The organism is Belliella pelovolcani (genome assembly GCF_900156785.1).
In the GTDB taxonomy this organism is placed as follows: domain Bacteria; phylum Bacteroidota; class Bacteroidia; order Cytophagales; family Cyclobacteriaceae; genus Belliella; species Belliella pelovolcani.
Genome location: NZ_FTOP01000007.1, coordinates 94456 through 106822 on the forward strand (window position 1 = coordinate 94456; position 12367 = coordinate 106822).

At 38.1% G+C, this 12367-nt stretch carries 9 protein-coding genes; 5 read left to right on the forward strand and 4 right to left on the reverse strand.

The features are described from left to right. Positions 1-6 precede the first annotated feature (6 nt). Positions 7-1650, reverse strand: coding sequence for a sodium/sugar symporter (locus BW935_RS09560; protein WP_076500956.1), 1644 nt, complete (start codon positions 1648-1650; stop codon positions 7-9). Between the two features lie 61 nt (positions 1651-1711). Beyond that, the gene (gene uxuA, locus BW935_RS09565; RefSeq protein ID WP_076500957.1) at positions 1712-2905 is read right to left on the reverse strand and encodes a mannonate dehydratase; all 1194 of its coding nucleotides are present in this window, start codon (positions 2903-2905) and stop codon (positions 1712-1714) included. A 523-nt stretch (positions 2906-3428) separates the two neighbouring features. Between uxuA and BW935_RS09570 the strand changes: the two genes are divergently transcribed. The 5 genes from BW935_RS09570 (at position 3429) to BW935_RS09590 (ending at position 11115) form a co-directional block, all read left to right on the forward strand. Beyond that, positions 3429-4460 carry a LacI family DNA-binding transcriptional regulator gene (locus tag BW935_RS09570; RefSeq protein WP_076500958.1) on the forward strand — a complete coding sequence of 344 codons (1032 nt, stop codon included), beginning with the start codon at positions 3429-3431 and terminating at the stop codon, positions 4458-4460. Between the two features lie 548 nt (positions 4461-5008). Beyond that, positions 5009-7129 carry an alpha-glucuronidase family glycosyl hydrolase gene (locus BW935_RS09575; RefSeq protein WP_076500960.1) on the forward strand — a complete coding sequence of 707 codons (2121 nt, stop codon included), beginning with the start codon at positions 5009-5011 and terminating at the stop codon, positions 7127-7129. 86 nt (positions 7130-7215) lie between these two features. After that, the gene (locus BW935_RS09580) at positions 7216-7965 is read left to right on the forward strand and encodes an SDR family NAD(P)-dependent oxidoreductase (protein ID WP_076500962.1); all 750 of its coding nucleotides are present in this window, start codon (positions 7216-7218) and stop codon (positions 7963-7965) included. Positions 7966-7994: 29 nt separating this feature from the next. Then, positions 7995-9113, forward strand: coding sequence for an endo-1,4-beta-xylanase (locus BW935_RS09585; RefSeq protein ID WP_076500964.1), 1119 nt, complete (start codon positions 7995-7997; stop codon positions 9111-9113). A 97-nt stretch (positions 9114-9210) separates the two neighbouring features. Beyond that, positions 9211-11115 (forward strand): 7TM diverse intracellular signaling domain-containing protein, encoded by a 1905-nt coding sequence (locus BW935_RS09590; protein WP_245802675.1) that lies wholly within the window; start codon positions 9211-9213, stop codon positions 11113-11115. Between the two features lie 43 nt (positions 11116-11158). On the opposite strand, the gene BW935_RS18380 is transcribed toward BW935_RS09590, so the two are convergent. Together BW935_RS18380 and BW935_RS09600 are read right to left on the reverse strand one after the other, a co-directional pair. Continuing rightward, positions 11159-11365 carry a Uma2 family endonuclease gene (locus tag BW935_RS18380; protein WP_076500966.1) on the reverse strand — a complete coding sequence of 69 codons (207 nt, stop codon included), beginning with the start codon at positions 11363-11365 and terminating at the stop codon, positions 11159-11161. Continuing rightward, entirely contained in the window at positions 11366-12205 is an 840-nt protein-coding gene (locus tag BW935_RS09600) for an alpha/beta hydrolase (RefSeq protein ID WP_076500969.1), read from the reverse strand. Positions 12206-12367 lie beyond the last annotated feature (162 nt).

The following is a 12367-nucleotide window of genomic DNA, read 5'->3' on the forward strand; positions in this document are numbered from 1 at the left end:
TACGCTTTACCAAAACACAATATAAAGTGCTGTTGTGATCAATATGATAAACATCGCTCCAATCTTAAACCCAGCACTTGATTGAAATAAATCCTTACTGATTTCAATTCCTTTTAGATGATCCTTACCCTTACCTTCGATCAAACTAATCGTGACCATTAAGACAAGTAAGGTCAAAAACACCACTCCCATCCTATCTAAAAATGGTAAATCAGTCCACATCAATTTGAGCACTACAGAAAGTGGAATACTCAATGCAGCACCAACTAAAGCAGCATTGGAAGTAGTCTTCTTCCAAAATACACCTAAAAGGAAAATGGCAAACACACCTGGACTAATGAATCCTGTGTACTCTTGAATAAACTGAAAAGCTTGATCCAACTGACCCAGTGCAGGCGCCACAATAGCAGCTACAATAAATGCAATAGCAGCAGTCAATCGACCTACCAAAACCTGCTTACTCTCTGATGGATTCTTTTCTATATACTTATTGTAAATATCCATCGTGAAGATGGTAGAAGTGCTATTAGCCATGGAAGCCAATGAAGATACTATGGCCGCTGTCAATGCTGCAAAAGCAAGACCTTTGAGGCCGACGGGGAGCAATTGAAGTAAAGTTGGGTAAGCCCTATCAGATTTGATGATCCCTGTGACAGGATCTTTCATAGACTCTACAAATCCTACATCTAAACCATTATTAACAATCACCAGTGCTGCTATCCCTGGAATCACCACGATCAAAGGCATCAATAACTTTAAGAATCCTGCAAAAACCATCCCTTTTTGTGCTTCATCCAAGCTTTTGGCAGCCAATGCTCTTTGGGTGATGTACTGGTTGAATCCCCAATAATTAAGATTTACGATCCACATCCCTCCTACCAAAACACTTATTCCAGGTAGATCTAGATAGGCATCTTTGATGCCTCCTTTCCCATCAGGAATCATCATTTCACCTTTAGAAAGAATCATTGAAAAATGACCTGGCACTTCTCTTCTTAGCATTCCTAATCCTTCCCAAGCACTACCATCGCCTACCATCGTCAATGCGATGTAGGTAGTAGCTAGCCCACCAGCTGCTAAGAAAAAAACCTGAACAACATCTGTCCAAGCCACTGCCTTGAGGCCTCCATAAATGGAGTAAATCATTGCAAATAGTGCCAGCCCAATGATTCCATAAGTCATCGGCACATCCATAATCGTATTCAAACTCAATGCACCCAAGTACAATACAGATGTCAAATTGACAAATACATACAATGCTAGCCAGAAAATAGCCATCGTAGTCCTCACTCGCGTATCGTACCTATCCAATAGGAATCCAGGCATGGTGTAAATTCCCTTCTTGATATACACTGGCAGGAAGAATATCGCTACTACTAATAGCGTAATCGCAGCCATCCATTCATAAGTAGAGATCGCCAATCCTAGCGCAAAGCCTGAACCTGACATCCCTATAAACTGCTCAGCAGAAATATTCGATGCAATCAAGGATGCCCCTACAGCCCACCAAGGCAGTGCTTTGGAAGCAAGGAAATAATCCTTGGAATTTTTGACGTGACCTTTCTTTTCACGTGATACAAAAAGCCCCATACCTACGATAAGGCAACAGTAGCCTATGAATACGATGAGGTCTAATGGTTCTAATAGCATAAATTACTTGTTTAAATAGGTTAGTCCTGGGGAAGTAGTAGATTTTTGATCTTAGTTGAAATTAGCGATGACTTGTGGATAAGGCGAGTGTTTCCATTCTAAGAATCCCCATTTCTAATCCTCTCAGCTCTGCGAGACCTTTTAACCTTCCAATAGCCGAATACCCTGGATTGGTCGTCTTGTAAAGATCATCAAGGATCTGATGACCATGATCAGGCCTGAATGGAATTGGTTTAGTCCTTTCTTGATTCATTGAGACCAATTCTTTCATCACTTCAAACATATCTACATCTCCATCCAAGTGATCTGATTCATAAAAATTACCAAATTGATCTCTCTTTACATTTCTGAGATGAACAAAATGAATTCTATCACCAAACGCTCTAGCAATTGCAGGCAGATCATTGAAAGAGCCCGCACCTAGTGAGCCAGTACAGAGACAAAGCCCATTGAATGGCTTATCAACGGCTGAAAATATCCATTCTAAATCTTCCTTATTTGAAGCGATACGAGGTAAACCTAGTATTGCAAATGGTGGATCGTCTGGATGGATTGTCATTTGAATACCATATTGTTCACAGGTTTCAGAAATGGCATCTAAAAATGAGACCAGATTTTTCCTCAAACCATCCTTTCCAATACATTCATAGACTTCCAACCCTTGTCGCAATGATGGAATTGTCACCATCTCCTCTGTAGGTACACCTAAGCATATTATTGACTCGAGCTGTTTTTTCTTCTCTTCAGTGTAGGATAGAAATCTATTCTCTAAAATTTTCAACACTTGAGGGCTATAGTCTTTTTCAGCACCATAGCGCTTTAGCATATAGATATCAAAATATGCTAAATCTGCCCAATCCAAATACAAAGCCTTGGCACCATTTGGTAGTGTAAAAGCTATTTCAGTTCTAGTCCAGTCTAATACCGGCATGAAATTATAGCATATTGTAGTCAACCCAGCTTTTGCAAGGTTTTTTAAACTTGTCTTATAATTTTCTAGGTAGTGAGGAGCATTTTCCCTGTTTGTTTTGATAGATTCATGGACAGGTAGAGATTCTACTACCACCCATTTCAAACCTGCGGATTCTATTTCAGATTTTCGTTTTGAAATCTCTTCAAAAGTCCAAATCTCTCCATGTGGAATATGGTGAAGGGCAGATACAATTCCAGTGGCTCCCGACTGCTTGATATCACTTAATGAAACTGGATCATTTGGACCATACCATCTCCAAGACTGTAATAGGTTATTCTTCATTAAAACTACAATGGGTTTATGTTAAAATGAGCTTATTAAAAGAAACCGGAAGTCCCCAGAAGGAACTCCGGTATTGAATAATAAACCCTAATTTATGCTTACTTATATTTTTGCAATTGCAAGGAAATCTAAACTATTTGTTATGTAATAAACACTTTCAGATGATCATCAGTAACCTTCCATCTTTGATTAACTTGTAATTGCGACCTAAACTTGGAGATTTTTTTATAAAAATGCAACCGATTTCATTTTATTTAAAATTATTCAAAACATTTTACGTGATTACTATGCACATAACTATATCAAAGAGATATTAAATTCATAAATAATAGTCTCAAATCTTGATTTAGCTACTATTTCGACATACACATTGGACAACAAAATACACCAACCGATTTCATTAATTTTAAATTGCATACCAATAAAAAAAAGAATACTTTTGAAAAGGTCTTAAAGCTATTTTAAAAGGCTACCTGAGTAAAAAAACGCCAATATTTATCTAGAATAGGATTATCTGCAGGAAATGAATAAGGAAATAACAATATATGATATTGCGAAAGGTATTGGAGTCTCTCCCACAACTGTGAGTAGAGCTTTGAATAACCATCCAGCAGTAAAAGAGAAGACCAAAAAGAAAATTTTTCAAGCTGCGTCTGAAATGGGCTACCAGTCCAATGTGTTTGCGGCCAATCTTCGGAGTAAAAAAACAAACAATATTGGTGTGATAGTACCCAGCCTCAATAGTAGTTTTCAAGCTTCAGTATTAGCTGGCATGGAAAAAATAGCAAGTGAAGCAGGTTACAATTTAGTCATTACACAATCTCTTGAATCTAGCGAAAAGGAAATAGCCAACACTCTCTCTATGTTTAAAAGTAGAGTAGATGGATTGATTGTGTCACTTGCTAGCGAGGCTGAGAAACTCGAACATTTCGAACCATTTCACAAAAAAGGAATTCCAGTACTCTTTTACGATAGAGTTGCTAATAGCAGAGACAGTGTAGGCGTAACCATAGACAATATCCATGCGGCGCAAATAGCAACCAATCACCTCATTGAACAAGGTTGCAAAAACATTGTACACGTATTAGGAAGCACTAAGATTAGTGTATATGCTGAAAGATTGAAGGGCTTTAAATATGCATTGATAGACAATGGGATGATATTCAAAGAAGATCAAGTAATTGTTTTAGACAAGATTGATGAAAATGGTGCAGAATACGTTGTTGACAAAATCTTAAACTTGAATCCTTTACCAGATGGATTATTTGTCTCCAATGACGCATGCGCTGCCAGCTGCATGAATCAATTGATCCAAAAAGGTATCAAAATACCAGAAGACATTGCCTTGGTTGGTTTCAATAATGAAGTAATCTCAAGACTTGTTCATCCAAAAATTACCACCATCAATTATCCCGGAGTAGAAATGGGCGAAGTGGTCATGAGAAACCTCATCAATCACCTAGATGAACCAGAAACAATGCTGCTTCAAAACACCAATAAAATCACCCTAAGGTCTGATTTGATCATCAGGGATTCTTCACTGAAAAAGAAGTGATTTCTATAAAGCCCCTGCGACAAAAATTTTTAGTGGAGATAAAATCTCGATATTTCAAACTTTTGAAACATCGAGATTTTTCATTTTAATCCTACATATCAATCAGCTTAATAAAAGCTTGAATACAACTCATTTCCTTAAGTAATTGGTAGATCAGATCTAGAAATCTTACTTTTTCTCTATGTAGAGACTTTACTGATAGCAAATTGTAGGCTAATTAATTTAATAAGGTTAAATGGGTTGTTTTTCGTTTTCATACAGCTTAGAAATCATATCAGCAGAATTTAAAATATCTGTCTTTTGGTTTGTTCAAAATATTTCGAATACTTAAAACTCACAGTTTTTATTATTTTATGCAACCGATTTCATATTTATTTTATACTTTCGGAAATCGAATAAAATTATTGCATGAATTTTAACGATTTAATAACCTTTAATTGATCAATAAGAGTTATTAAAGCTATATTTAAATTCCGCATGGAATTTGGAATCGATTTCATTTGTAAAATTTATCTTTAAGATCACAAAAACATAAAACCCAAAACTAAATGAAATTCATTTATTCTCTTTTTTTGGTCATTTTGGTAAACCTTCAAGTCGTCGCTAATGATGGTTACAAATTATGGCTTCAATATTACCCCATTGAGCAAGCAGCTTCTTGGCAAGTATCAGCTCTTACAGATCAGAAAATCTTAGGCAACTCTCCTACCATTGATCTAATCAAAAAGGAGCTTGAGAATGCTAAGGCAATGCTTGAGCCGAATAAAAAAAAGCATCAAAAAGGTAATAACTTACTCATAGGTAAAGTTGGTGATCTCAACTTGAATCATATTCCTACTAGTCAGATTGAGCAGTTGACTGACGAAGGCTATGCCATATTCAATCATATTGGGAGTCGTCAGCTGATCGTTACCTCCAAGACAGATTTGGGATTATTGTATGGTACTTTCAAAGTTTTGCAACTAATCCAAACAGGAAATAGCGTTTCAAACGAAGGCTTATTTGAATCTCCAAAAGTCAAACACAGGGTATTGAATCATTGGGATAATCTAGATAGAACAGTGGAGAGAGGGTATTCAGGTTTCAGTATATGGAATTGGCACAGGCTTCCTCGTCATATCGATCAGCAGTACCATGACTATGCAAGGGCTAATGCCTCTATAGGAATCAACGGAACGGTACTTACTAATGTGAATGCCAATGCTCTTGTCCTTACACCTGAGTACTTAGAAAAAGTAAAGGCTCTTGCAGATGTTTTTAGACCCTACGGCATCAAAGTGTACTTGACAGCTAGATTTTCTTCCCCTATCGAAATCGGCAAACTACCTACTGCTGATCCTTTAGACTCAGAGGTACAATCTTGGTGGAATGAAAAAGCGAACGAGATCTACCAATACATTCCAGATTTTGGCGGCTTTGTAGTCAAAGCAGATTCTGAAGGTCAACCTGGCCCACACAATTACAAAAGAACGCAAGCGGACGGTGCAAATATGTTAGCAGACGCTGTCAAACCACACGGTGGCATAGTCATGTGGCGTGCCTTTGTTTACAACGAGCATACGCCAGATGACAGACACAAGCAAGCTTACAACGAATTCAAACCCTTGGACGGGAAGTTTAAAGAGAATGTCATCGTGCAGGTAAAGAATGGTGCCATAGATTTCCAGCCAAGAGAGCCTTTCCATCCTTTATTTGGTGCAATGCCTCAGACTCCTTTGATGATGGAATTTCAGATCACACAGGAGTATTTGGGTCACGACACCCATTTGGCATTTTTAGCACCACTGTTTGAAGAAGTACTGAAAGCAGACACCTACACGCAAGGCAATGGAAGTGAAGTAGCTAAAGTGATAGACGGAAGCCTTCATGGTCATGACTTTACTGCCATGGCAGGCGTAGCTAACATTGGAACCGACAGAAACTGGACAGGCCATCATTTTCATCAAGCCAATTGGTTTGCTTATGGCAGACTGGCATGGAATCCATATAGCTCTTCGGAAGAAATCGCAGAAGAATGGTTAAAATTGACTTTCACTTCAAATTCTGACTTTGTAAACCCTATCAAAAAAATGATGCTGAATTCTAGGGAAATGGTAGTAAACTACATGACTCCGCTAGGATTGCATCATATCATGGCGGAGAGCCACCACTACGGGCCAGGACCTTGGGTCACGGGAGGTAGAAGAGCGGACTGGACAGCCACCTATTATCACCAAGCATCAGAAGATGGGGTTGGATTTGACAGGACGAAAACAGGATCTAATGCGCTAGAACAATATGCCACACCATTGCAAGAGGCCTGGGAAAGCCTTGAAACAGTTCCAGAAGAATACTTACTATGGTTTCATCATGTATCTTGGTCAGCGCCTTTGAAAAATGGCAAAAGCTTGTGGGATAATTTGGCACTTCATTACCAAAAAGGCGTAGACGAAAGCCGCGAAAACATTGCTATTTGGAAAAGTATGGAAAGGAAAATTGATCATGAAAGGTACACCCACGTACTATCATTCCTTCAAATACAAAATCAAGAAGCAATTTGGTGGAAAGACGCTTGTTTGACCTACTTCGGGCAGTTCTCTCAAATGCCTATTCCAGAAGAAGTGGAGAAACCGCTTCATGACTTGGAATACTACCAGCGCATCAAACCCAAAAATGTACCCGGAATCTAATTTCAAATGCAATTCAATCATAAAAGCTGAAAGCTTTGCACCCATTTGGAATTTAAGCAAAAGAAACCGCTTCAGACAATATTAAAATGAGTCAAAATATACAAAAAGTAGCAATAGTCACTGGAGGAGGCTCAGGATTGGGGCTGGCTACTTCTGAGAAATTCGTCAAAGAGGGAATCAAAACCATCATCATAGGAAGAGATCCGCAAAAGCTAGCAGATGCTAAAGCAGCATTAGGAGAACTCATTCATCCAATAGTATATGATCTGAGCATTTTAAATGGCATCCCTGACCTCGTCACTTCCATTCAGCAAAAATTTGGTCGCATAGACATTCTTGTAAATAATGCAGGAATCAATATGAAAAAGGAATTGATAGATGTGAGCGATGAAGACTTTCTCCAAGTCATCAATACCAATGTCTTGGCTGTATTTGCCATCAGTAGAGAAGTGAGTAAGGTCATGATCACCCAGCAATCAGGCGCTATAGTCATGATATCATCGATGGCTGCCAAATACGGCATCCCTAAAGTCATCGCATACACAGCTGCCAAATCTGCCATAGAAGGTATGACCAAAGCAATGGCCGTAGAACTCTCCCCTCAAGGTATCCGGGTTAATTGTGTAGCGCCTGGATTCATTGTGACAGAAATGTCATCAAAAGCACTTAATAATGACCCGGAAAGGAAAAACAAAGTCCTAGGACGTACGCCCATGGGATTTCTTGGAGAGACTATGGATGTCGCTGAGGCTGCCTATTATTTCGCAAGTGACGCTTCTAAGTATGTCACTGGTGCATCATTAGCAGTAGATGGAGGAAATTCCATCGGATTCTAAACACTACCCAGAAACAAACCTATAAACCTATGAAAAACCTAAAATTAAGCAGTTTAATAATCCTCCTAACTTTGTTCTCTTATGGTGTCAAAGCCCAAGGACTAAAAAATAGCTATGAAGGAATCTTTGATATTGGAGCTGCCATAGATCAACGTCAAGTCAACGGTAATGGCAAAGACCAAATTGCTCACTCCATTTTGGCAAAACATTTCAATAGCATCACTCCAGAAAACTTGATGAAATGGGGATCCATTCACCCTAGACCCAATACTTACAACTTTGAACCAATGGATAAATTGGTAGATTTGGCTGAATCCATAGGAGCGAGAGTCGTTGGTCATACACTGGTATGGCATAATCAAACACCAAACTGGGTATATGAAAATGAGCAAGGAGAGCGATTAGATGGTCCAGCACTAATCCAAAGAATGGAAGATCACATCACAGCAATCATGTCAAGGTATAAAGGGCGCGTTTTTGCTTATGACGTAGTCAACGAGGCTATTTTTGACAATGGTGAATACAGAACCTCAAAATGGTATGAAGCTACAGGAACAGAGTTTATAAAAAGAGCATTTGCCAAAGCGGAAGAAATTGATCCAGATGCAGAACTATACTACAATGATTACAACATGTGGAAACCTGCAAAAAGAGAAACAGCTATCGCACTTGCCAAGGAAATCCGAGAAGCAGGCATTCGCATAGACGGAATTGGTTTGCAGGGACATTATGGACTTGAATCTCCTTCTTTAGAAGAGATTGAAGCTTCGATCTTAAGGATCGCAGAAGAAGGTTTCAAAGTAATGTTCACTGAAGTAGATATTGACGTTCTTCCTAATCCCGTCAATAGACATGGTGCAGACATCGATGCTACCTTTGAATTTGAAGAGCAATATAATCTCTACACAGATGGACTTCCTGCAGAAATCCAAGAAAAGCTCGTCAAGAGATATGCTGAACTATTCGAATTATTCAAAAAACATGAAGACAAAATTACCAGGATAACCTACTGGGGGATCCATGATGGAGGCAGCTGGCTCAACAATTGGCCAATGAGAGGACGAACTGCTTATCCTCTGATTTTTGATAGAAATTATCAGGAAAAACAAGATATCATCCAAGTCCTTCACGAAATTGCAGCCAAATAAACCAATGTATCAAATTTGATCTGAAGAAAAATAAATGTAAACTGTGCAAATTGAGAGTTCAGTTGGCATTTTAAAATATTAAATCAATATCACCAAAGTGCGACGTTTCATCTTTATATTCTACTTTGTCTTTGCATCGAGTTTGTATATACAAACACTTGCAAATGAACTATCTGACACTAGAACCAAAATAGTGATCAAAGATGGCGTATCCCATGTCAAAATAAGCCAAATGCTGGACTTTTACCTTGACACTGCTTCACAATTCCCAATCAATACAATCGCTTCTGAATCATTCCAAATTAATTTCAAACCAGTTACAGATGCTCATATTCTATATGATTATCTTGATTCTGATATATGGGTTAGAATGACTGTGACCAACGAGCATCAATCTGAGGGTCATTCATTATACTTTGAATCCTGGGGATTTGATATCAAGAAAATCTCCTTCTACTATCCAAATCCTGATGGCTCCTATTCAGAAAACGAATCAGGTTTTTCACTGCCATTCTACAAAAGAAAACTTAAGCACAAGAACTTCAACTATTTCTTGGATCTCAGACCTGGGGAGACTAAAACATATTACCTGAAAATAAATAGAAGCTATAATCAAGAATTTAGCTTTCATATCAGAACAAATGAAAAATTCTTAGCACATTCATGGAATGAATACTTCATGCTTGGGATTTATTATGGCGTATTGGTTTTGATATTTATATTCAATTTATACCTCTTTATCAAACTAAGAGATTCTCTTTACCTGTATTTTATTGGATTGATTTTCGCGTGTATTCTGTTTTCACTAGGAAGAGATGGAATAGGTTTTCAATACTTGTGGCCCAATGCTCCTTGGGTCAATCGCTTCAACAACGCGAATGTGATAGAGCTTCTAATCATCGTGGCAACACTCTTATTTTCAAATAGGTATATTCAAAAATACACTAAAAGTGATCGAGTTTTTAAAATGACATTTTGGGCAGTATTAGTCAAGCTTCTACTTTTTGCAAGCCAAATCTACATCTACGAATTGTATTATATTACATATCTCGTCTTTACAATTTTGATATTGCTAATCCCATTTTCAATGGGCTTATATATGCTTATCAAGTCAAAGATTTACTCTTGGTCTTATGTATTTGCTTATGCTTGTCTGTTCTTAGTGATCGTTTATTCCTATTCGAAGAGCATCAATCTTTTCAACAATTCAGTTCTCAATTGGTATTTTGTGTACTTCATCATCTTCTTAGAAATGATTCTTTTTTCATTCTCAATATTTAATCAATTTAAATTTTTGCAAGATGACTTTATCAAAGCTAATCGTGAAAAGACTTTGGTTTTAGAAAAGAACAACCAACTAACACAGGAACTCAATAGCAAGCTGAAGAAAAAAGTCAAAGCAAGGACAGAGAAAATAGAAAAAATGGCAGCTGATCTTGCCCAGAAAAATGTGGAACTCCAGACTACCAACCTCAAGCTTCAGGAGCTAAATGCTCAGGTCACTCAGATGAATAAGTTACTAGAGGAAAACAACAAAGAGCTCAGAATGAGTGTGGAAGTGACCACGAAAGACCTTGCCTTGATGAAAGGGCTAGATTTTGAAAACTTCAAAAAGGTATTCCCAGATAAAGAGACTTGCTATCAGTTCCTTTCGGAATTGAAATGGAAAGATAATTACCATTGCAAAAAATGTGGCTATAACAAATACAGTGAAGGCCCTGTCTTTAGCAGAAGGTGTAGAAATTGCAATTATTTGGAATCACCTACGGTGGACACTTTATTTCACAAACTCAAATTCCCAATTGAAAAAGCATTTTATATTCTCTACTTATCAAATCGAAAAGATGTAGACTTAACGCTGAGCGAACTTTCAGAAATCTTGGAACTCCGAAGAGAAACCTGCTGGGCTTTCAAAAATAAAATAGCTCAAGCCATGGAAAAAGTGGATCACAACAAGGACCTGAATGGTTGGGAGTCATTGGCCTTGGTGCATTTGGAGTAATTTTAGATTTTAGCCCCGAGGGATCGGAGAGATCATAGATTTTTTAATCCAGATCTTTGAAGACCCATTCTAAATCTAATTCGAATCCTTTGATAACGCTAGAAGGAACTATATGCCCCATAGTGTAAAGCTTTGACGGGACGTAGTTTCCCTCGGACAATGTATAGATAAAAAGGGTTTTTTCTGATGGATGGATTATCCAATATTCTTGAACACCAGCTTCAAGATAAACCTCGTATTTGTGGATCAATTACTTAAACACTAATTGTGCAAAGAAATACAGCTCATTTTTCCAATACTTAAAGTCATGGTAGTGATTGGGAAGGATTCGGTAGGAATGGGGAATACCTTTTTCTGTTAAGAACTCATGCGCCCCTGTGGTCACATTTATTAAATTATCCTTATCTCCACAACTCAAAAACAATAACTTCAAATTAGACTTAGTCACGTCAGGCTTAGAGAGTAAAGCATCTCCCTTCTTGGTATTCGGAGCTGGAGAAAAAGCACCGATCCATGCAAAATGCTCTGGATTGCCTAATCCAAAATTCATGGATTGTCCACCGCCCATCGAAAGACCAGCAACAGCTCTATTTTCCACCCCAGGCTTCACTTTATAGTTCTTTTCAATAAAAGGAATCAAGTCCTTCAACAAATCATCTTCAAAAGTAGTGAATGCTTTTACCGGTTCAGCTCCGAAAATATCACCTTCTGCACGATCATTTTTCATAGCACGACCATTCGGCAACACAATAATCATAGGCTTAGCTTTATTGGAAGCATAGAGATTATCCATAATGACATGTGGAGTGCCTTGATCTAGCCACTCACGCTCGTCTCCACCTATGCCATGCAGCAAATAAAGCACAGGATACGCTTGATTTGGATTATAATTCGGCGGCAGGTAAATATTCGCTTTTCTATCGACTCCGACTGTTTGGGAGGGATACATAAACTCTTTGACTTCGCCTTGTGGATTGCCAGATACAGGCCTATCAAAGCCCTCTGGTGCAATCAAGTGATCTGATTGCCCACTTGGCAAATTTGAAATCGCCAAGCTGAGCAATATAGCCGTAATTTTAAGTGCTTTCATGGGTTGTTTGGATTTATTTATTGTTGATTGTATTAGTTTTTTGCCACTAAGTCACGAAGACACAAAGGGAGGCTTATTTTTGATTTTAGCCCCAAGGGATCGGGGAGATTTTAGATTTATGGCTATCGATTCGAGCATCTTGGTTTTTATCACTATACGTAA